This is a genomic window from Streptomyces sp. NPDC048254 (assembly GCF_043201895.1).
In the GTDB taxonomy this organism is placed as follows: domain Bacteria; phylum Actinomycetota; class Actinomycetes; order Streptomycetales; family Streptomycetaceae; genus Streptomyces.
On record NZ_JBICZJ010000012.1, the window covers coordinates 84,658 to 106,216 of the forward strand.

The window sequence follows — 21,559 nt, forward strand, 5'->3', positions numbered from 1 at the left end:
GGGCCGATCTCCTCCCCCGATCTTGTGGAGCAGACCGCGGCACTTCCGCTCAGCGCGCCTCGTTACCATGCGTGGACGCACATTCCGACGACCACTGACGACGACGAGGGACGGACGAGCGCGTGGCCGAGGCGGCAGACATCCAGGGGACGCCCTCACCTGCCCGTCGCTGGCTGCGGCGCACCGGGGCACTGCTCGCGGGTGCGCCCCTGCTGGCCGCACTGGTGCAGCTGCCCGCCGCGGTTCCGGCGCAGGCGGCCGGCTCGGACACGGTGTCCGTCGCCCTGGACTCGCTCAGCCCCAGCGCCCCCACCGACGGGGACACGCTGACGGTCTCCGGCACGGTGACCAACAACGGCAAGCAGGCCGTCACGGACGCCCATGTGGACCTGCGTGTGGGTTCCCAGCTCAGCACGCGCTCTGCGATCGACTCCGCCGCCCGACACCCCGACGACCTCAATTCGAGCCTCGGCACCGCGGTCGGCGGCAAGTACACCGAGGACTTCGACTCGCTCTCCCCGGGGGTCGCCGAGCACTTCAGCATCTCCGTGCCGGTCGACAAGCTCGACCTCGGGCAGGACGGCGTGTACCCGTTCGGCGTCTCGCTGTCCGGCCAGACGTCCGCGCAGCCGTGGGAGCAGGTGCTCGGCATCCAGCGGACGTTCCTGCCGTGGCAGTCATCCGAGGCCGACACAAAGACCAGGACGACGTATCTGTGGCCGCTGATCTCCACGGTCCATGTGACGGCGAAGACGGGCGCGGGTGAACTGCAGACGCCGGTCTTCCTCGACGACGACCTCGCCAAGGAGATCTCACCCGGCGGCCGGCTGGCGCAGATGCTGGCACTCGGCAAGAACCTGGACGTCACCTGGGTGATCGACCCGGACCTGCTGGCCTCCGTGGACGCGATGACCCGCAGCTACCGGGTCCAGGGCGCCGGCGACAGCACCACGGCCGGCACCCATCAGGCGGTGGCCAAGCAGTTCCTGTCCGATCTGCAGGACGCGGTGGCGGACAAGGAAGTCGTGGCCCTTCCCTTCGCCGACCCGGACCTGGCCTCCCTCGCCCACAACGGCACCAGCGTGACCGGCTCGCTGAGCCACCTCAAGGACGCCACCGACGTCGCCGCCACCACGGTGGAGACCGTGCTCCATGTCACACCGAGCACCGACTTCGCATGGCCCGTGAACGGTGCCGTCGACCCGTCGATCATCAAGGTCGCCACCTCGGCGGGCGCCGACAAGGTGATCGCCCGCAGCGACAGCCTCCAGGAGACCGGCGGGCTGCCCTACACGCCCTCGGCGGCACGTCCGATCGGTGGCGGCACGACGGCGGTGGTCGCGGACGCGCGACTGTCCACGGCGTTCCAGGGCGATCTGACGAAGGCGGACTCGGCCACCCTCGCGGTGCAGCGGTTCCTGGCCCAGAGCCTGGCGCTGAACACCCAGACCGACAAAGAGCGCAGCATCGTCGTCGCCCCGCAGCGGATGCCGTCGGCGAGCCAGGTCCAGGCGATGGCGACGGCGATCACCGTGTTGCAGAACGGCAACTGGTCGCAGTTCCAGGACCTCGCGGCGGCGGCCAAGGCCAAGCCCGACCCCGGCGCGACCACGAAGATCCCCTCGTCGTCCGCCTACCCCTCCGCGCTGCGCAAGCAGGAGCTGCCCCGGACGGCCTTCGAGCAGATCGCCCGCACCGAGGACAAGCTCGACAACTTCCAGGTGATCCTCAGCAACCAGTCCCGGGTGGTGACCCCCTTCGGGCGGGCCATAAACCGTGAGATGTCCACGTCCTGGCGAGGCCGCGGCAGCGAGGCGGACAGCTTCCGCACGGGCGTGGAGTCCTGGCTCGACAGCCTCATCGGCCAGGTCAAGCTGATCGACAAGTCCGAGACCAAGCTCTCCGGCCGAAGCGCCACCATCCCGGTGACCGTCCAGAACAACCTGGTCCAGGGCGTCGACCACCTCGTCCTGCGGCTCACCTCGACCATGCCGACCCGACTGGAGATCGGCGGCAAGGCCTACTACGAGCAGCCGGTCGAGGTCTCCGGCGGCCACACCCAGTCCGTGAAGTTCTCCACGTCGGCCAACGCCAACGGCCGGGTGGAGGTCATCGCCCAGCTCTACACCGAGGACGGCCAGGAGTACGGCGCCCCGGTCCGGTTCGACGTGAAGGTCACCGAGGTCACGCCCACCGTGATGCTGGTCATCGGCGGCGGTGTGCTGCTGCTGGTGCTCGCCGGGTTCCGGATGTACACCCAGCGCAAGCGGGCGGCGGCCCGCCGTGCCGAGGAGGGCGACGGTCCCGACGAGACGGGCGAGGACACCCCGGAGACTCCGCAGACTCCGGAGGCCCCGGAAGCCCTGGAGACCGAGGGCCCCGAAGAGACCGGCCGAGCGGGGAACTCTCATGCTCGTGAGGATCGTCTCCAGGAAGAGTCCGGGGCCCGCTCCGGGGCAGACGACCCGGAGCAGCCGAGTGACCCGACACCGGACACCGCAGCGGAAAGCGCCGACCCGTCCGGGACGGGTGAGAGAGTGGACCGTTGAGCGATGTCGTGGCCGGTGTGGCCCGGGACGATGAGGTGGGGTAACCATGAACGCGCCGTACGACGGTGAACGCGGCCAGGGCGCGGCCGGTTCGGGCTACCCCGAGCCGCCGCCGGAGGCCGGCCAGGTCCCGCCGCAGCACGCGGCTGACATGTACCTCCAGGACGCCTACGACCAGGACCCCTACCGGGCGCAGGACCTCTCCGCCCAGGACCCGGTAGCCGAGGCGCTCTACGACCGCGCCGCGCACCCCCCGCCGCCCCCGGGCATGTACCCGCAGCAGCCGCTGTACGGCCAGCCCGCGCAGTCGCCGTACGCCCCTGACCCGCATGTGTGGGCCCAGACCCCGCCGCCGGAGCCGGAGGGCCCGAACCAGTACCTGCCGTACGGCGACAACCCGCGCACGACCCAGTTCGTGGGCGTGGACGATCTGGTCACGCACTCCGGTGAGGAGCGCCACGAACCGGACGCCTTCGCGCACCTCTTCCGGGACCAGCAGCAGGGCGGCGGCAACCCGCAGACGGACCCCCGGTCCGTACCGGGCCCCGCTGGCCAGTACCCGCCGCCATCGGGCCAGTACCCGTCGCCGCCACAGGTCCCCGCCGCCCAGAACCAGTACGCCACCCCCCGGTTCCCGCAGGCACCATCCCCCGGGGCCCCCGCCGCCGAGCCGGTACCCGCCGCTCCGACGGCCTCCGCAGCGCCCTCGGCCCCTGCGGCCACGAAGGGCGGGCGTGCCTCCGGGCTGCTGAAGTCCAGTGCCGTGATGGCGGCGGGCACGATGGTCTCCCGCCTCACGGGTTTCGTCCGCTCCGCGCTGATCGTCTCCGCCCTGGGCGTGGGTCTGCTCGGTGACACGTTCCAGGTCGCCTACCAGCTGCCAACGATGATCTACATCCTGACCGTCGGCGGCGGCCTCAACTCCGTCTTCGTGCCGCAGCTGGTGCGGGCCATGAAGGAGGACGAGGACGGCGGCGAGGCGTTCGCCAACCGTCTGCTGACCCTCGTGATGGTGGCGCTGGGCCTGCTCACCGCGGCCACGATCGCGGCCGCGCCCTTCCTGATCCGCCTGCTGTCCGACTCGGTCGCCAGCGACCCGGCGGCCAACGACGTCGCCATCACCTTCGTCCGCTACTTCCTACCCTCGATCTTCTTCATGGGCATCCACGTGGTGATGGGTCAGGTCCTCAACGCGCGGGGCAAGTTCGGCGCGATGATGTGGACCCCGGTCCTCAACAACATCGTCATCATCGTCACCCTCGGCCTGTTCATCTGGGTGTACGGCACCGCCGCGCACTCCGGCATGAAGGTCACCACCATCCCGCCGGAGGGCCAGCGGCTGCTCGGCCTCGGCGTGCTGCTCGGCCTCGTGGTCCAGGCCCTGGCGATGATCCCCTACCTGCGCGAGACCGGCTTCCGGATGCGGCTGCGCTTCGACTGGAGGGGACACGGACTCGGCAAGGCCGCCACCCTCGCCAAGTGGACCGTGCTGTTCGTCCTCGCCAACCAGGCGGGCGCGCTCGTCGTCTCCCAGCTGTCGACCTCGGCCGGCAAGAAGTCCCCGGTCGACGGCACCGGATTCGCCGCCTACGCCAACGCCCAGCTGATCTGGGGCCTGCCGCAGGCCATCATCACGGTCTCCCTGATGGCGGCCCTGCTGCCACGGATCTCCCGCTCGGCCGCCGAGGACGACACGGGCGCGGTACGCGACGACATCTCCCAGGGCCTGCGGACGACCGCCGTCGCGATCGTGCCCATCGCCTTCGGTTTCGTGGCACTGGGCATCCCGATGTGCACCCTGATCTTCGGTTCCTCGGGCACCAGCGAGGCCACCAACATGGGGTTCATGCTGATGGCCTTCGGCCTCGGTCTGATCCCCTACTCGGTGCAGTACGTCGTCCTGCGCGCGTTCTACGCCTACGAGGACACCCGCACCCCCTTCTACAACACGGTCATCGTCGCCGTGGTCAACGCGGGCGCCTCGGTCGCCTGTTACGCCCTGCTCCCGGCCCGCTGGGCGGTGGCCGGCATGGCCGCCTCCTACGGCCTCGCCTACGCGATCGGCGTGGGTGTCGCCTGGAAGCGGCTGCGCAAGCGGCTCGGCGGCGACCTGGACGGCTCCCAGGTCACCCGCACCTACGCGCGGCTCTGTATCGCCTCCGTACCGGCCGCTCTGCTCAGCGGTGCGGCCTGCTACGGCATCGGCCACACTCTGGGGCAGGGCGTGATCGGTTCCTTCGCCGCGCTGATGGCCGGCGGAGCGGTACTGCTGGGCGTCTTCTATGTCGCCGCGCGCCGCATGCGGATCGAGGAGCTCAACTCCCTCGTGGGTATGGTGCGCGGGCGTCTGGGTCGCTGAGGTAGGGGTACGCGCACAACCATCGTCCGTCGCCGTGTGTCGTGCATAGCGGCAGACTGTGGGCACAATTGGTTTCGGCGTTGGACAGCGTGCAACGGATGGGGAGGCAGGAACGACGGTGGCGGAACGGAGCACGGCTGCCGTCGACGTGGCAGACAACAGCGGTGACAAGCCGCTGACCGCCAAGGCGGAGCAGTCCACGGCCGACGGGGTGGCCCAGAACCCGGAGCGGGACACGGACAGCGAAGAGGCACAGGGGAGCGGCACGGCTGCGAGCCCAGGGAAGAAGGCTTTGCCTCCCGAACTGCACAGCGGTCACAAGCTGGCCAGACGCTACCGTCTTGAGGAGTGCGTCACCCGTCTGGACGGATTCAGCAGTTGGCGTGCGGTCGATGAGAAACTGCGGCGTGCCGTCGGCGTGCACATCCTGCCGGCCGACCATGCGCGCACCCGCGCCGTGCTGGCTGCCGCCCGCTCTGCCGCGCTGCTCGGGGATCCCCGGTTCGTACAGGTCCTGGACGCGGTCGAGGAGAACGACCTCGTGTACGTGGTGCACGAGTGGCTGCCCGACGCCACCGAGCTGACCGCGTTGCTCGCGGCCGGCCCGCTGGAGCCGCACGACGCCTACCAGATGGTCAGTCAGATCGCGTCCGCGATGGCGGCCGCGCACCGCGAGGGGCTGGCTCATCTCCGGCTCAACCCCAACGCCGTGCTGCGCGCCTCCACCGGTCAGTGGCGTATCCGCGGCCTCGCGGTGAACGCGGCACTGCGCGGCATCAGTTCCGACACCCCACAGCGCACCGACACCGAGGCGATCGGCGCCCTGCTGTATGCGGCGCTCACCCAGCGCTGGCCGTACCAGAGCGATGCCTACGGACTGCCGGGGCTGCCCAAGGACGTCGGCCTGATCGCACCCGACCAGGTGCGTGCCGGTGTCCACCGCGGCCTGTCGGAGCTCGCCATGCGGGCCCTGATCAACGACGGAGCCACCGCCTCCCGCCACGAGTCCGCGTGCACCACGCCGGAGGAGCTCGTGAAGGCGATCGGCGAGATGCCCCGCATCCGCCCGCCGGAGCCGTCGTTCACGGCACCGCCCGAGTACCAGCGCACCACGTACCAGCAGGGCACCTACGGCCGCCCCACGCCTCCCGGCATGACGCAGCCCGTCCAGACCCCGCCGCCCCCGCTCCAGAGCCGTACCGGCAAGGCCCTCAAGTGGGCGGTCTCCGCCCTGCTGATCGCCGCGCTGGGACTGGGCAGCTGGCAACTCGCGGACGCCCTGATGGACCAGGGCGACAAGTCCGGGGACACCAACAACACCCAGCCGTCGGGCGACGGAGACAAGAAGCCGCCGACGACGGTCAGCGAGCCGATCGCCATCAGCGGGGCCCGTGACTTCGATCCGTTCGGCGACGGGTCCGAGAAGCCGTCCGACATAAGCAAGGTCTACGACAAGAGCCTCTCGACCTACTGGCAGACCGACTACTACAAGGGCGCCACCTTCGGAAACCTGAAGCCGGGCCTCGGCGTCATCCTCGATCTCGGCAAGATCCAGCAGATCGGGAAGGTGACCGTTACCTTCATGGGAGACACGTCCGTCGAGTTGCGCGCCGCATCCAGCGCCGCCGGCACCGAGCCGACGTCCTTCGACGCATACACGAAGGTCGCCGCCGGCTCGGGTACGAGCGTGACCCTGAAGCCGAACGAGTCCCTCAAGTCCCGCTACCTGCTGGTCTGGCTGACCAAGCTGCCACTGACGGACGAAGGCACGTACCGCGGACGGGTGGCAGACATCAAGGTGACCAGCTGATCGCAGGGCGGAGGGGGCAGATGGCGGAGGGCGCCGGATACGACGGAGTGAGCGATCAGGACCTGCTCGCCCGCCATGTGGAAGGTGACCCCGACGCCTTCGGTGAGATCGTGCGGCGGCACCGGGACCGGCTCTGGGCGGTCGCGCTGCGGACCCTGGGGGACCGCGAGGAGGCCGCTGACGCCGTCCAGGACGCCCTGGTGTCCGCCTACCGGGCCGCCCACACCTTCCGGGGCCACTCGGCCGTCACGACCTGGCTGCACCGGATCACGGTGAACGCCTGCCTCGACCGGGCCCGCAAGGCGGCCTCCCGGAAGACCGCCCCCGTCGACGACACCGAGCGGCTGGAGCAGTTGCTGGAGCCGCATGAATCGGCCTCGGCTCCGGCCGAGCGCAACGATCTGCACCGCCAGCTCCTCGAAGCCCTCGGCACGCTGCCGCACGATCAGCGCGCCGCCCTCGTCCTGGTCGACATGCAGGGCTATCCGGTCGCGGAGGCGGCCCGGATCCTCGACGTGCCCACGGGGACGGTCAAGAGCCGCTGTGCCCGCGGCAGAGCCAGACTCCTGCCGCTGCTCACCCATCTACGGCCGGAAAACACCGGCGACGAGAACGCGCCGGGCCCGGCGCGGAACCGGGCGGAGGGGACATCCGTCCCACCGGCAGCGAGGCCTCAGGACGGGGGCTCACAGAAGACCGGGCCGAGTGATTCAGCCGCAGTGAAGGGCGGAGGTGGGCGAGCGTGACTTCCACGACAGACACGACCGGGCACCCGGACGTCGCGGAGATCTCCGACCTCACCGAAGGCCTGCTCCCGGATGCCCGGACCGCGGAGGTACGACAGCACCTGGACGAGTGCGAGCTCTGTGCCGATGTCCACGCTTCACTGAAGGAGATCCAGGGCCTGCTGGGCGCACTGCCGGAGCCGTCACCCATGCCTGCTGACGTCGCGGGCCGGATCGACGCCGCCCTCGCCGCTGAGGCACTGCTGAACGCCACGGCACTCGAGACGCATGTTTCACGTGAAACATCGACCCTCGCATCGCCCCCAGTGGACCGTCCCGCCGGACGATCGAGCGCTGCCACCGGTCCCGGCCGCAAGGACCGCGGACAGGACCGCGGACAAGCGCACGGAAAGGGACGCGTCCGGCGCCGTCGGACCGTCGTTCTCGGAGCTGTCCTCACCGCGGCCGTCCTGGGCGCCGGTTCGTTCTTCCTCCAGTCGCTCGGCGGCGATGGGCCGACGACCGCGCAGGGCAAGCCGACGAACTCAGCCGAGGCCTTCTCCAAGGGCACCCTCCCGACAGAGGTGGAGAACCTCCTCGGCACGAAGACGAGCCCGCGCGGTTCCAATAAGCCGGACCTGGGAATCCAGGGCCAATCCACTTCGCCCGGTTCCACGAACTCGCCCTACACCACCCGGATCCAGCCCTCAGCGCCGGTGCCGCCGTGCGTCCGCCAGGGCATCAGTCAGAACGACGACGTCCTTGGTGCGAAGAAGGGGGCGTACGAGGGCAAGGATGCATTCCTCGTCGTCCTCCCCGATGCCTCCGACAGCACCCGGGTGACCGTCTTCATCGTCGACGCCACGTGTGAGAGCCGGTCGTCGGCCTCCCCTGGCGAGGTTCTGCTGACGGAGTCCCTGCCACGCCCCTGAGCGGCTCTGGAGTGCCCTCGGAGCGATCCTCCGCAGCAGAGGACGCATCGTCCGCCCTGGCGTGGAAATCCGTACGGTGTGGGATGCCCGTGTGCCCGGACACACCGGGAATGCGCGCCCCGTAGGATCCGTTGGGTGGGGTGAGAGCTTCTGACAAGAACTCCCACCGGTCGAATTGACGTAGACCAGAGACGAGGAATCAAGCCGTGAGCGACGTCCGAAACGTGATCATCATCGGCTCCGGGCCCGCCGGCTACACGGCGGCGCTCTACACCGCGCGCGCGTCGCTGAAGCCCCTCGTGTTCGAGGGCGCCGTCACCGCGGGCGGTGCGCTGATGAACACCACCGAGGTGGAGAACTTCCCGGGCTTTCGCGACGGCATCATGGGTCCCGACCTCATGGACAACATGCGCGCCCAGGCCGAGCGCTTCGGTGCCGAGCTGATTCCGGACGATGTCGTCTCCGTCGACCTGACCGGTGAGATCAAGACCGTCACCGACACCGCCGGCACGGTCCACCAGGCGAAGGCCGTCATCGTCACCACCGGCTCCCAGCACCGCAAGCTGGGTCTGCCGAACGAGGACGCCCTTTCCGGCCGTGGTGTCTCCTGGTGCGCCACCTGTGACGGGTTCTTCTTCAAGGAGCAGGACATCGCCGTGATCGGCGGCGGTGACACCGCGATGGAGGAGGCGACCTTCCTCTCCCGGTTCGCCAAGTCCGTGACGATCGTCCACCGCCGGGACACCCTGCGCGCCTCCAAGGCGATGCAGGAGCGTGCCTTCGCCGACCCGAAGATCAAGTTCGCCTGGGACAGCGAGATCGCCGAGGTCCAGGGCGAGCAGAAGCTGGCCGGTCTGAAGCTGCGCAACGTCAAGACCGGTGAGCTCTCGGACCTGCCGGTGACGGGCCTGTTCATCGCGATCGGCCATGACCCGCGCACCGAGCTCTTCAAGGGCCAGCTGGACCTGGACGAGGAGGGCTACCTGAAGGTCGCCTCGCCCTCGACGCACACCAACCTGACGGGTGTGTTCGCCGCCGGTGACGTGGTGGACCACACCTACCGCCAGGCGATCACCGCGGCCGGTACCGGCTGCTCCGCTGCTCTCGACGCCGAGCGTTTCCTCGCCGCCCTCGCGGACGAGGAGAAGGCAGAGCCCGAGAAGACCACCGTCTGATCATCCCCCTTCCGCCTCACCGCACGAACGAGTAAAGGAGCCCGCCGTGGCCGGCACCCTCAAGCATGTGACCGACGCCGACTTCGAGGAGGTCGTCCTCAAGAGCGACAAGCCCGTCCTGGTGGACTTCTGGGCCGAGTGGTGCGGCCCGTGCCGCCAGATCGCCCCGTCTCTTGAGGCCATCGCCGCCGAGCACGGCGAGAAGATCGAAATCGTCAAGCTGAACATCGACGAGAACCCGACGACGGCCGCCAAGTACGGCGTCATGTCGATCCCCACCCTGAACGTGTACCAGGGCGGCGAGGTCGCCAAGACGATCGTCGGTGCCAAGCCGAAGGCTGCACTCCTGCGCGACCTCGACGACTACATCGCCGAGTGACGTTTCACGTGAAACACGAATGGGCCAACCCCTCGGGGGTTGGCCCATTCGCTTTGAGGACTCGCTTCGATCACCTGCGGGGCGCTCCTAGAGCGGCCGCAGCACTGGTTCCTTCTGTACGGCCCCCAGAAGCCGGTCGAGTGCCAGCTCCACGTCTTCCTTCCAGGAGAGCGTCGTCCGCAGCTCCAGCCGCATCCGTGGATGCACGGGGTGCTGCCGGACCGTCTTGAAGCCCACGGCCAGCAGATGGTCGGCGGGCAGCAGACAGGCCGGCTCCTGGTAGCGGGCGTCGCCGAACGCCTCGATCGCTTTGAAGCCCCGGCGCAGCAGATCCTTGGCGACCGTCTGGACCATCACGCGGCCGAGTCCCTGTCCCTGATAGCCGGGCATGATGTACCCGGTGATGAGCTGGACGGCGTCCGGTGAGACCGGGCTGGTGGGAAATGCCGTGGAGCGCGGGACGTAGGCAGGCGGAGCGTAGAGCACAAAGCCCACCGGTACGTCATCGACATACACCACCCGGCCGCACGATCCCCAGTCGAGCAGCACGGCGGAGATCCAGGCCTCCTTCTCAACCGCGGGTGTGCCCGCCCTTACCGCTGCTTCGCCGCTGACGGGGTCCAGTTCCCAGAAGACACACGAGCGACAGCGCTGGGGAAGGTCCTGAAGGTTGTCCAGCGTGAGCGGTACGAGCCGACGCCCCATGAAGGCTGTTCCTCGCTTCCTTCGCCCGCAGCGTCGCGAGCGGCTGTCAGAGCGCTGCGTTCCCTGAGCAGACTGCCGACGAATCCGACGGTCGCGCCCAGTCCCAGGCCCGCGCTCACCAGTCCGGTGCGGCTCATCGATCGCATGGCTCCCGCCTCCCATTCAGAGGTGCTGCCAGCTGTCAGGTGGATCCGCCGTACCCGAACGCATCGTATCCACACAGCGATTCCATCGATAGCGCCTGAAAGCAAAGAGCGGATCGTGTTCCGGTACACACCAGAACACGATCCGCTCTCGGAGCGACAGGACGCCGACGGGGCGGGAAACACCCGGTCACTGGCGAGAGACACCCGCCACGGCCCCGGGCAGACCGCCCGCGCGCGGTCAGTCCTCGGACTCCTCAGGACCCGCGGAGTCGCCGTCGTGGATCCCCTGGTGCAGGACCGGGCCCTCGCCCGGTGCGAGCGAGCCGAGGATCCGCTCAAGGTCTTCCATCGAAGCGAACTCGACGGTGATCTTGCCCTTCTTCTGGCCCAGGTCCACCTTCACCCGCGTCTCGAAACGGTCCGAGAGCCGGGTAGCGAGGTCGGTCAGCGCCGGGGAGACCCGGGCGCCCGCACGCGGCCCCTTGGCACGGGCCGGCGTCTGCGGCCGCGAGCCCATGAGGGTCACGATCTCCTCGACAGCCCGCACCGACAGCCCCTCGGCCACGATCCGGTGGGCCAGCCGGTCCTGCTCCTCCGAGTCATCGACGGAGAGCAGCGCCCGGGCGTGCCCCGCCGACAGGACTCCGGCGGCGACCCGGCGCTGGACGGCCGGAGAGAGCTTCAGCAGTCGCAGTGTGTTGGAGACCTGGGGACGGGACCGCCCGATGCGGTCCGCCAGTTGGTCGTGCGTGCAGTTGAAGTCCTTCAGCAGCTGGTCGTAGGCGGCGGCCTCTTCCAGCGGGTTCAGCTGGGCGCGGTGGAGGTTCTCCAGCAGCGCGTCCAGGAGGAGCTTCTCGTCGTCCGTCGCCCGGACGATCGCCGGGATCGCCTCCAGGCCGGCCTCACGGCAGGCCCGCCAGCGCCGCTCGCCCATGATGAGCTCATAGCGCGAGGGACCCAGCTGGCGTACGACGACCGGCTGGAGGAGGCCCACCTCCTGGATGGAGGTGACCAGCTCCTGCAGTGCGTCCTCGTCGAAGACCTCACGCGGCTGGCGCGGGTTCGGCGAGATGTCGTCGAGGGGGATCTCCGCGAAGTGAGCGCCCACCGGGGAAGGGGGCGCTTCCGGAGCCACACCGAAGACCGAGGGCTCCTCGGTTTCATGTGAAACAGCCGGCAGCGTCGTCACCTTGGCGGCGGCGACCCCACGGTCGGCCATCAGCACCGGGACCACAGCGGGGGACGAAGATCCCGTACCACCCACCGATGTCTGGGCCGGGGTCTTCTCTGTCGGGGCAGCCGGGATCAGCGCACCGAGACCACGCCCCAGCCCCCTCCGTCGCTCGCTCACTGGATCCCCTCCACCATGCTCGGATTGCTCTGTGCGCCAATGTGGGCCTGCGTCGGGTCATAGCTGACGCCGAGGCCCTTGAGCGCGATTTCTCGGGCCGCCTCAAGATAGGAGAGGGCACCACTCGATCCAGGATCGTAGGTCAGTACCGTCTGCCCATAGCTCGGCGCCTCGGAGATGCGGACCGAGCGGGGAATGCTCGTCCGCAACACCTCGTCACCGAAGTGACTGCGCACCTCGTCCGCGACCTGGGAAGCAAGACGCGTCCGGCCGTCGTACATGGTGAGCAGGATGGTCGACACATGCAGTGTGGGGTTGAGGTGCCCCCGCACCAGGTCGACATTGCGCAGCAGCTGGCCGAGGCCCTCCAGAGCGTAGTACTCGCACTGGATCGGGATGAGCACCTCGGCGCCCGCGACCAGCGCATTGACCGTCAACAGGCCGAGCGAGGGCGGGCAGTCGATGAGGATGTAGTCCAGCGGCTGTTCATACGCCTGGATCGCCCGCTGAAGTCGGCTCTCCCGTGCCACCAGGGACACCAGCTCGATCTCCGCACCGGCGAGATCGATCGTGGCGGGGGCGCAGAAGAGGCCTTCGACGTCCACCACCGGCTGGACGACCTCGGCCAGCGGCTTGCTCTCGACCAACACGTCGTAGATGGACGGAACCTCGGCGTGATGATCGATCCCCAGCGCAGTGGAGGCATTGCCCTGTGGGTCGAGATCGATCACCAGGACGCGGGCTCCGTGGAGTGCCAGCGATGCGGCAAGGTTGACGGTCGTCGTCGTCTTGCCCACACCGCCCTTCTGGTTGGCGACCACCATGACTCGGGTCTGCTCCGGACGTGGCAGGCCTTCGCCGGCACGGCCCAGAGCCTCCACCGCAAGTTGGGCAGCACGACCGATGGGAGTGTCGTCCATAGGAGGCGGTGTTTCACGTGAAACATCCGCCCCCATCGACTCGGTACGGGGACCGGGGACCGGATCGGTCATCGGTCCCGCGATGTTGGCGTCGGACCGCAAGGATTCACTCTCCTCGACTTCAGGCTCGCAATGAACAGAGCCTCCCATGCCTTCGGGGTCGTGAACCAGTGAGGCCTGTTCTTCTGTGGAGAAATCCACCTCTGTGGACAACTCCCTGCCCCGCAGGAGGGACGGAGTGTCACCAGAGGACCCTTCTCTGAGGGAACCGAGGGGTTTTCGGTCGCGCGGTTCGGCCGCAGCGCGGCCCCGGCCGATGATGCCGTGCAACAGTGAGCGACGTTTCACGTGAAACACGATGCACAGCGAGCAGTACCGAAAAGCCGCGACACTCCGTCATGCGTAGGTTTGGCAGCTTGTGTGGAGTACGTCTGGTCGTCAGGACGGATCAGCGGCGCCTACGCGTCCGGCCCGTACGAGCCGCCTTCGCCCGCTTCGCCGCGAAGCGCACACCCCCCGGGCTCTCCCCGACCTCCACCCGTACGACGGTGGACGGCGGATCCACCACGCCCTCACCCACGTGGAGGATGGACGTGGACACCGCGCCGAGCTTGGTGAGGGCGGTGGCCGCAGCCTTCAGCTCTTCCTCCGCCGTGTCCCCCTTCAGGGCGAGCATCTCGCCGTAGGGGCGCAGCAGCGGGATGCCCCAGGTGGCCAGCCGGTCCAGCGGGGCCACGGCGCGCGCCGTCACCACATGCACCGGAGGCAGCTTGCCCATGACCTCCTCGGCGCGACCACGCACGACGGTCACATGGTCCAGGCCCAGCAGCTCGACGACCTCGGTCAGGAAGTTGGTGCGCCGCAGCAGCGGCTCCAGCAGCGTGATGTTGAGGTCTTCCCTGACCAGCGCCAGCGGAATGCCCGGCAGGCCGGCACCGGAGCCGACATCGCACACCGTCACCCCTTCGGGGACGGCCTCGGAGAGCACCGCGCAGTTCAGCAGGTGCCGCTCCCACAGGCGAGGTACCTCCCGTGGGCCGATCAGACCACGCTGCACGCCTGCCTCGGCGAGCAGCTCCGCATAGCGGACCGCATCGGCGTAGCGCTCGCCGAACACTTCCCGCGCCTGCTCAGGCGCCGGGGGGAGCTCCGCAGCCTCCGTCACGGGGACCGTCCTTCCGTACAGCGCCGGCGCTGTACGCACCGGCCACCAGAACTACCAGGCTGACAAAGTTCGGCCCCGCCTGCTCAACAGACGGGGCCGGTGAAACGGGGAGGCCGATCAGGCGGGCAGCACGACGACGAACCGCTGCGGCTCCTCGCCCTCCGACTCGCTGCGCAGTCCGGCGGACTTGACCGCGTCGTGCACGACCTTGCGCTCGAACGGGCTCATCGGCTTGAGCTTCACGGGCTCGCCGGTGCTCTTCACCTCGGCCGCGGCCTTGGCACCCAGCTCGGAGAGTTCGGCGCGCTTCTTGGCGCGGTAGCCCCCGATGTCGAGCATCAGCCGGCTGCGGTCACCGGTCTCCCGGTGCACGGCCAGGCGGGTCAGCTCCTGGAGCGCCTCCAGCACCTCGCCGTCACGGCCGACCAGCTTCTGCAGGTCGCGGCCGCCCGCGTCGCTGATGATCGACACGGAGGCGCGGTCGGCCTCGACATCCATGTCGATGTCGCCGTCGAGGTCGGCGATGTCGAGCAGACCCTCGAGGTAGTCCGCCGCGATCTCGCCCTCCTGCTCCAGGCGGGTCAGGGTGTCTGCACCCTCGGCAGCGGAGGTGGTGCCTTCCGTCACGGGATGGGCTCCTTCTTACTTCTTGGACGGGGACTTGGGGCGCTGCGGACCGCCCTTGCGCTGACCGGACTGGGCCCTGCTGCGGCCGTTGGAACCGCCCTTGGGGGGCTGCTGCTGGCCGGCAGGCTTGGCGTCCTGCGGCTCGTCGGACTTCTCCAGCGAGGTCGTGGGCTCGGCGGAGTCCTCCTTCTCGGCGGCAGCCGCCTGCTCACCGGCCGCCTTCGCGGTGCCGGACTGACGCTGGGACTTGGTCTGGCGCTTGGGCTGCTGGCGCTTGGCCGCAGCGGTGGTCGCGACGCCGTCCTCGGTCACCGCGGTGGCCTGAGCCTCGCCCTTCACCACGGCGCCGTCGGCCTGGGCCACGAGGCCCGCCTTGGTCAGCGCGTTGATGAACTTGCGCTCGAACTCGTTGCGGTCCCGGCCCTTGGCGACGATCGCCTTGATGATGGTGCGCTCGCTGCGCTTACGGGCCTTGCCGTGGTGCGTGACGTGCTTGGTCAGACGCTCCAGGTAAGCGGCCTGGGCCTTGGAACCCGGGGTCGGGTTGTTGCGGATGACGTACATCTGCTGGCCCATGGTCCACACGTTGGTGGTCAGCCAGTAGACGAGGACACCGACCGGGAAGTTGATGCCGAAGACGGCGAACATGACCGGGAAGACATACATCAGCATCTTCTGCTGCTGCATGAACGGCGTCTTCACGGTGGTGTCGACGTTCTTCGTCATCAGCTGACGCTGCGTGTAGAACTGCGACGCCGACATCAGGACGATCATGATCGCGGTGACGACCCGGACATCGGTCAGGGAGGCGCCGAGCGCCTCCACCTTCGACGACCCGTCCGTGAACTTCGCGGCGAGCGGAGCACCGAAGATGTGCGCCTTACGAGCGCTGGCGAGCAGCGAGTCGTTGATGACGCCGATCGTCGAGCCCGTCGCGATGCCGTTGAGCACGTGGTACAGGGCGAAGAAGAACGGCGACTGCGCGAGGATGGGAAGGCACGAGGAGAGCGGGTTGGTACCCGACTCCTTGTACAGCTTCATCATCTCTTCGGACTGACGCTGCTTGTCGTTCTTGTAGCGCTCCTGGATCTTCTTCATCTCGGGCTGCAGCGTCTGCATGGCCCGGGTCGCCTTGATCTGCTTCACGAAGAGCGGGATCAGGCAGATGCGGATCAGGATCACCAGAGACACGATGGACAAGCCCCAGGCCCACCCTGTGTCGGGACCGAAGATCTTCCCGTACACCGAGTGGAACTGGACGATGACCCATGAAACGGGTGTCGTGATGAAGCTGAAGAGGCTGGCAATCGTGTCCACTAATCATGCTCCTTGGGCATGGGACGAAGTCTCTGCGGCCGGGCTCGAAGGAAGCTCGGGAGCAAGCTTCTCCTCGGTGGCCGGTTCGGCGGCGGAGGGCCCGCCCTTGCGTGCACGCCAGGCGTCACGCAGCATTTCGTGCCACCGCGGTCGCTTACGCGGAGGAACATGATCCACACCGCCGAGCGACCACGGATTGCACCGCAGGATGCGCCAGGCAGTGAGTGCCGTCCCCTTGATCGCACCGTGCCGGTCAATAGCTGCGTAGCCGTAGTGGGAGCACGACGGGTAGTACTTGCACACCGGCCCCAGCAACGGACTGATCGTCCACTGGTACAGCTTGATCAGAGCCAGCAGCGGGTACTTCATCGCGCGCCCCCTCCCAGTAGCCGCTCGATGGCGGCGTCCAGGTCTCGGGCCAGCTGTTCATGGTCGGCGTCGCCTGCTCCGGGCAGCGCTCGTACGACTACCAGGCTACCGGGGGGGAACAGGACGACTCGGTCACGCATCAGGTGACGCAGTCTGCGCTTGACTTTGTTGCGCACGACCGCGCCACCCACTGCTTTGCTCACGACGAAACCCGCACGCGTCGAGGGAGCGCTCTCCCCAGGCGCGTGCGGGTCCGTGGCACCGCTACGAAGGTGGACGACGAGGGACGGGCGGCCGGCCCGGCGACCTCGTCGTACCGCGGTCGCGAAGTCCTCGCGCCGCCTCAGCCGATGCTCGGTAGGCAGCACGACGTCATGACCTGATCAGAATCAGGCGGACAGGCTGGCGCGACCCTTGCTGCGGCGGTTCGCCAGAATCGCGCGGCCGGCACGGGTACGCATCCGCAGGCGGAAGCCGTGGGTCTTGGCGCGACGACGGTTGTTCGGCTGGAAGGTGCGCTTGCTCACTCGGGGGCTCCAGAAATCAAATCGGTGTGGCGGGTGCCGTCCTGGCTGTCACCGTGCGCCCACGAGTAGCTCGCATCACGCCCGAGTGCACCGCTTCCCGATCACCTTCAGCGATCTGTGCCCATCGGAGGCAGGCGGCAGCAGCCATCGACAACTCGACCTGGTTACGGTACGCGGGGCTACGCCATTCGGTCAAACCAGCAGTGACGGAGAGACACTATCCACAGGCTGGGGACAACAACTTGAACCGCACCCGCCACGCTGACTACCGTGGCGGAACTCCGATTCGTTCCTTTATCCCCGCCCGACCCGATATTCATCCCAACCCGTCCTCGAACCACACGTTCGTGGGACCTGTGAGAGAGCGTGCCCTGTGGCTGACGTACCTGCCGATCTTGCCGCAGTGTGGCCACGAGTACTGGAGCAGCTTCTCGGTGAGGGCCGCGGTCAGGGTGTGGAGGGCAAGGACGAACACTGGATCCGGCGCTGCCAGCCGCTCGCCCTGGTCGCGGACACCGCGCTGCTCGCGGTACCGAACGAATTCGCGAAGAACGTGCTGGAGGGCCGTCTCGCGCCCATCGTCAGCGAGACGCTGAGCCGCGAGTGCGGGCGCCCGATCCGGATCGCGATCACCGTGGACGAGTCCGCGGGCGAACCCCCGACCCCGCCGGCACCCCCCGAGCAGCCACAGCGCTACGAAGAGCCCGAGCTCCCCTCGCCGCAGTACGACGGCGGCGGATACGGCCGGCATCGCGCCGACCACCCGCCCGAGCAGGGCGGCCGCGACCAGCTGCCGCCCCCGCGCGCCGATCAGCTTCCCACCGCCCGGCCGGCCTACCCCTCCGAGTACCAGCGCCCCGAACCCGGCGCCTGGCCCCGCCCGGGGCAGGACGAATACAGCTGGCAGCAGCCCCGCCTCGGCTTCCCCGAACGCGACCCCTACGCCTCACCGTCGCAGGACACCTACCGCTCGGACGGCTACGGCGACTCCTACTCCCAGGAGTACCGGCCCCAGCAGCCCATGGACCGGCCGCCGTACGAGCAGCAGCGCCCGGAGTACGAACCGCAGCGCCCCGACTACGACCGTCCCGAATACGCACGGTCCGACTACGACCGTGGCGACTACGACCAGCGGGACACCGGCCGCCGCGACCGGTCCGAACCCCCGGGCGGACCGGGCCAGGGCCGCCGGGGCGGTCCGGGACGCCCGGACCTACCGGCCGTCACCGGCGCACCCGGACCGCTGGGCGCCAAGCCCGCACCGGCGTCGGGCCCCGGCGAACCGACCGCCCGCCTCAACCCCAAGTACCTCTTCGACACCTTCGTCATCGGCGCGTCCAACCGCTTCGCGCACGCGGCCGCGGTCGCCGTCGCCGAGGCGCCCGCGAAGGCCTACAACCCCCTCTTCATCTACGGGGAGTCGGGGCTCGGCAAGACGCACCTGCTGCATGCGATCGGGCACTACGCACGGAGCCTCTACCCGGGCACCCGGGTGCGCTACGTGAGCTCGGAGGAGTTCACCAACGAGTTCATCAACTCGATCCGCGACGGCAAGGGCGACAGCTTCCGCAAGCGCTACCGCGAGATGGACATCCTGCTCGTCGACGACATCCAGTTCCTCGCGGACAAGGAGTCGACGCAGGAGGAGTTCTTCCACACCTTCAACACGCTCCACAACGCGAACAAGCAGATCGTGCTCTCCAGCGACCGGCCGCCCAAGCAGCTGGTCACCCTTGAGGACCGGCTGCGGAACCGTTTCGAGTGGGGTCTGATCACCGACGTCCAGCCGCCGGAACTGGAGACGCGCATCGCGATCCTCCGCAAGAAGGCGGTACAGGAACAGCTCAACGCGCCGCCGGAGGTACTGGAGTTCATCGCCTCCCGCATCTCGCGCAACATCCGAGAGCTGGAGGGCGCGCTGATCCGCGTGACGGCGTTCGCGTCGCTCAACCGGCAGCCGGTCGATCTGGGCCTGACCGAGATCGTCCTGAAGGACCTGATCCCCGGGGGCCAGGACTCCACGCCCGAGATCAGCGCGACGGCGATCATGGCGGCGACCGCCGACTACTTCGGCCTCACGGTCGACGACCTCTGCGGCAGCTCACGCGGCCGGCAGCTGGTCACCGCGCGGCAGATCGCCATGTACCTGTGCCGGGAGCTCACGGACCTGTCCCTGCCCAAGATCGGGGCGCAGTTCGGCAACCGGGACCACACGACCGTGATGCACGCCGACCGGAAGATCCGGGCGTTGATGGCGGAACGGCGGTCCATCTACAACCAGGTGACGGAGCTGACCAACCGCATCAAGAACGGCTAGTTCCACGGCCTTCAGGGCGCCCTCGGGAGAGATCCCGGGGGCGCCTTGTCGCGTCCTGGGGTGGTTCGGGTTGCGTCCTGGGGTGGTTCGGCAAGAGGTCGTCGCGGGTCCGTCCGTGGTTGCTCGCGCAGTTTCCCGGGCCCCTGACGGGGCGCGTCCACCGAGCGGCGCCGCGAAGACGCGCCCCCTGCTGTTCGATTACCGGCCCGGGTTACGGGCGTCCTCCACAGATTTGCCGACTTTCTTGCGTCCACACCCTGGGGACTGCGAAGTTGTCCCGAACGTCGTCCACAGGCCAGCGAGTGAAAAAGCATCGGGCCAGCTCAAGGGGCTGTGGAATCGTGGACGACGGATCTCCACAGCCTGTGGACGAGGAAAGCATCCACAGCCTGTGCATGAAGTTGTCCACCGGTACCTCACAGGCTGAGGGGTGGTTGTCCCCAGCGATCCCCAGCTTCTCCACACGGCTGTCCACTGTTCGGCAACGTGACGCGCCTGCTCACCGTGTCGAGTGAAAGGCGTCACACGAAGCTGCCGGGTTGGCCTGTGGGAAAGGTGAGTAAAGCTGGGGACGGCGCTGGGGAGAAGTCGCCTCAGGCTGTGCACGGTGTGTGCAGAACTTTCTGTTCTCCACAGAGACACCTGGTTGTCCACCGGCTTAACCCACAGGGGCAGTGGACAAAATCTGGCCTCTGAGCTGGGAAAACGGGGTTATCCACGGTATCCACAGCCCCTACTACTACTCCCAACTAGAGAGAGCTGGGAATCCGTTTCGAAGAGGGCCCTGTGCACAACTCGCTCTTCGGCCTCTGACCGCGCCTCGTCACGACTTGACCTCGACGGGCACCAGCTGTCAGTGCGGTGCGTCAGACTGGTCCCCGGTGTTCTTCCCCTCCCCGGGGCTCACGACACCGAGTCAGACGACGAAGACGCAGCAGGGCGAGAAGCCCCGGCAACAGCAGGAGGCGGGCTTACGGTGAAGATCCGGGTGGAACGCGACGTACTCGCGGAGGCAGTGGCCTGGGCGGCACGCAGCCTCCCGGCCCGTCCGCCGGCGCCGGTCCTCGCGGGCCTGCTGCTGAAGGCCGAGGACGGCCAGCTGAGCCTGTCCAGCTTCGACTACGAGGTCTCCGCGCGGGTCAGCGTCGAGACCGAGGTCGAGGAGGACGGCACGGTCCTGGTCTCGGGCCGGCTGCTCGCCGACATCTGCCGTGCCCTGCCCAACCGGCCGGTGGAGATTTCCACAGACGGTGTACGGGCCACGGTGGTCTGTGGATCGTCCCGGTTCACGCTGCACACCCTGCCGGTGGAGGAGTACCCCTCGCTGCCGCAGATGCCGAACGCGACGGGCACCGTCCCCGGCGAGGTCTTCGCCTCCGCCGTCTCCCAGGTGGCCATCGCGGCCGGGCGTGACGACACGCTGCCGGTGCTGACCGGTGTGCGGATCGAGATCGAGGGCGACACGGTCACCCTGGCCTCCACCGACCGCTACCGCTTCGCGGTCCGTGAGTTCCTGTGGAAGCCGGAGAACCCCGAGGCGTCCGCGGTGGCCCTGGTGCCCGCCAAGACGCTCCTGGACACCGCCAAGGCCCTCACGAGCGGCGACAGCGTGATCCTGGCGCTGTCCGGCTCGGGCGCCGGCGAGGGACTCATCGGTTTCGAGGGCGCCGGCCGACGCACCACCACGCGGCTGCTCGAAGGCGACCTGCCGAAGTACCGCTCGCTGTTCCCGACCGAGTTCAACTCCGTGGCCGTGATCGAGACCGCCCCCTTCGTGGAGGCCGTCAAGCGTGTCGCCCTGGTGGCCGAGCGGAACACCCCGGTGCGGCTCAGCTTCGAGCAGGGCGTGCTGATCCTGGAGGCCGGTTCCAGCGACGACGCACAGGCTGTGGAAAGGGTGGACGCGCAGCTGGAGGGCGACGACGTCTCGATCGCCTTCAACCCGACCTTCCTGCTGGACGGTCTGAGCGCGATCGACTCGCCGGTGGCCCAGCTGTCGTTCACGACGTCCACGAAGCCGGCGCTGCTGAGCGGGAAGCCGGCGCTCGACGCGGAGGCGGACGAGGCGTACAAGTACCTGATCATGCCGGTGCGGCTGAGCGGCTGACGTTGTCCACAGCTGTGCACAGTGCCGCCGCCTTCCTGTGGGTGGCCGGCGCTGTGCTCGGGTGGGTTTCCCCAGGTGA

General features: G+C 68.6%; 18 protein-coding genes. 9 read left to right on the forward strand and 9 right to left on the reverse strand.

Annotated features, from left to right (window positions below; genetic code table 11):
• Positions 1–122: 122 nt before the first annotated feature.
• The 7 genes from ACGFZQ_RS30940 (at position 123) to trxA (ending at position 9,929) form a co-directional block, all read left to right on the forward strand.
• The gene (locus ACGFZQ_RS30940; RefSeq protein WP_393843083.1) at positions 123–2,549 is read left to right on the forward strand and encodes a DUF6049 family protein; all 2,427 of its coding nucleotides are present in this window, start codon (positions 123–125) and stop codon (positions 2,547–2,549) included.
• A 46-nt stretch (positions 2,550–2,595) separates the two neighbouring features.
• Entirely contained in the window at positions 2,596–4,908 is a 2,313-nt protein-coding gene (gene murJ / locus ACGFZQ_RS30945; protein WP_393843084.1) for a murein biosynthesis integral membrane protein MurJ, read from the forward strand.
• Between the two features lie 118 nt (positions 4,909–5,026).
• A complete protein-coding gene (locus ACGFZQ_RS30950; protein WP_393843085.1) occupies positions 5,027–6,718 on the forward strand; it encodes a protein kinase family protein in 1,692 nt (563 codons plus the stop codon).
• Between the two features lie 20 nt (positions 6,719–6,738).
• Complete coding sequence (gene sigM / locus ACGFZQ_RS30955; protein WP_393843086.1) at positions 6,739–7,464, forward strand: RNA polymerase sigma factor SigM; 726 nt, start codon at positions 6,739–6,741, stop codon at positions 7,462–7,464.
• A complete protein-coding gene (locus tag ACGFZQ_RS30960) occupies positions 7,461–8,375 on the forward strand; it encodes an anti-sigma factor family protein (protein ID WP_393843087.1) in 915 nt (304 codons plus the stop codon). The genes sigM and ACGFZQ_RS30960 overlap by 4 nt, the downstream gene beginning before the upstream one ends.
• 206 nt (positions 8,376–8,581) lie before the next feature.
• The gene (gene trxB, locus ACGFZQ_RS30965; protein ID WP_351748200.1) at positions 8,582–9,550 is read left to right on the forward strand and encodes a thioredoxin-disulfide reductase; all 969 of its coding nucleotides are present in this window, start codon (positions 8,582–8,584) and stop codon (positions 9,548–9,550) included.
• 46 nt (positions 9,551–9,596) lie between these two features.
• Positions 9,597–9,929, forward strand: coding sequence for a thioredoxin (trxA, locus tag ACGFZQ_RS30970; RefSeq protein ID WP_351695853.1), 333 nt, complete (start codon positions 9,597–9,599; stop codon positions 9,927–9,929).
• 87 nt (positions 9,930–10,016) lie between these two features.
• Here trxA and ACGFZQ_RS30975 read toward each other — a convergent pair whose 3' ends face one another.
• The 9 genes from ACGFZQ_RS30975 to rpmH all read right to left on the reverse strand — a co-directional run bounded on the left by ACGFZQ_RS30975 (position 10,017) and on the right by rpmH (position 17,056).
• Positions 10,017–10,634, reverse strand: a complete 618-nt coding sequence (locus ACGFZQ_RS30975; RefSeq protein WP_393843088.1) for a GNAT family N-acetyltransferase — start codon at positions 10,632–10,634, stop codon at positions 10,017–10,019.
• 384 nt (positions 10,635–11,018) lie between these two features.
• A complete protein-coding gene (locus tag ACGFZQ_RS30980; RefSeq protein WP_393843089.1) occupies positions 11,019–12,131 on the reverse strand; it encodes a ParB/RepB/Spo0J family partition protein in 1,113 nt (370 codons plus the stop codon).
• On the reverse strand, positions 12,128–13,201 hold the full coding sequence (locus tag ACGFZQ_RS30985; RefSeq protein WP_351696270.1) for a ParA family protein: 1,074 nt from the start codon (positions 13,199–13,201) through the stop codon (positions 12,128–12,130). Before ACGFZQ_RS30985 ends, ACGFZQ_RS30980 begins: the two co-directional genes overlap by 4 nt.
• Before the next feature lie 298 nt (positions 13,202–13,499).
• On the reverse strand, positions 13,500–14,216 hold the full coding sequence (gene rsmG, locus ACGFZQ_RS30990; protein ID WP_351748208.1) for a 16S rRNA (guanine(527)-N(7))-methyltransferase RsmG: 717 nt from the start codon (positions 14,214–14,216) through the stop codon (positions 13,500–13,502).
• 117 nt (positions 14,217–14,333) lie between these two features.
• Positions 14,334–14,843 carry a R3H domain-containing nucleic acid-binding protein gene (locus tag ACGFZQ_RS30995; protein ID WP_351748209.1) on the reverse strand — a complete coding sequence of 170 codons (510 nt, stop codon included), beginning with the start codon at positions 14,841–14,843 and terminating at the stop codon, positions 14,334–14,336.
• A 15-nt stretch (positions 14,844–14,858) separates the two neighbouring features.
• Positions 14,859–16,160, reverse strand: a complete 1,302-nt coding sequence (gene yidC, locus ACGFZQ_RS31000) for a membrane protein insertase YidC (protein WP_351748210.1) — start codon at positions 16,158–16,160, stop codon at positions 14,859–14,861.
• 3 nt (positions 16,161–16,163) lie between these two features.
• On the reverse strand, positions 16,164–16,529 hold the full coding sequence (yidD, locus tag ACGFZQ_RS31005; protein ID WP_393843090.1) for a membrane protein insertion efficiency factor YidD: 366 nt from the start codon (positions 16,527–16,529) through the stop codon (positions 16,164–16,166).
• Positions 16,526–16,897, reverse strand: a complete 372-nt coding sequence (rnpA, locus tag ACGFZQ_RS31010) for a ribonuclease P protein component (RefSeq protein ID WP_351748212.1) — start codon at positions 16,895–16,897, stop codon at positions 16,526–16,528. Before rnpA ends, yidD begins: the two co-directional genes overlap by 4 nt.
• A 21-nt stretch (positions 16,898–16,918) precedes the next feature.
• On the reverse strand, positions 16,919–17,056 hold the full coding sequence (gene rpmH, locus ACGFZQ_RS31015; protein ID WP_005482975.1) for a 50S ribosomal protein L34: 138 nt from the start codon (positions 17,054–17,056) through the stop codon (positions 16,919–16,921).
• Positions 17,057–17,429: 373 nt separating this feature from the next.
• Between rpmH and dnaA the strand changes: the two genes are divergently transcribed.
• Together dnaA and dnaN are read left to right on the forward strand one after the other, a co-directional pair.
• Entirely contained in the window at positions 17,430–19,373 is a 1,944-nt protein-coding gene (gene dnaA / locus ACGFZQ_RS31020) for a chromosomal replication initiator protein DnaA (RefSeq protein ID WP_393843091.1), read from the forward strand.
• Between the two features lie 976 nt (positions 19,374–20,349).
• Positions 20,350–21,480, forward strand: a complete 1,131-nt coding sequence (dnaN, locus tag ACGFZQ_RS31025) for a DNA polymerase III subunit beta (protein WP_393843092.1) — start codon at positions 20,350–20,352, stop codon at positions 21,478–21,480.
• Positions 21,481–21,559: the final 79 nt, after the last annotated feature.

Excerpts from the sequence above, each read along its gene's own strand:
- yidD (WP_393843090.1), bottom strand. The coding sequence starts at position 16,529 with ATGAAGTACCCGCTGCTGGCTCTGATCAAGCTGTACCAGTGGACGATC.
- murJ (WP_393843084.1), top strand. The coding sequence starts at position 2,596 with ATGAACGCGCCGTACGACGGTGAACGCGGCCAGGGCGCGGCCGGTTCG.
- ACGFZQ_RS30975 (WP_393843088.1), bottom strand. The coding sequence starts at position 10,634 with ATGGGGCGTCGGCTCGTACCGCTCACGCTGGACAACCTTCAGGACCTT.
- sigM (WP_393843086.1), top strand. The coding sequence starts at position 6,739 with ATGGCGGAGGGCGCCGGATACGACGGAGTGAGCGATCAGGACCTGCTC.
- ACGFZQ_RS30985 (WP_351696270.1), bottom strand. The coding sequence starts at position 13,201 with ATGGGAGGCTCTGTTCATTGCGAGCCTGAAGTCGAGGAGAGTGAATCC.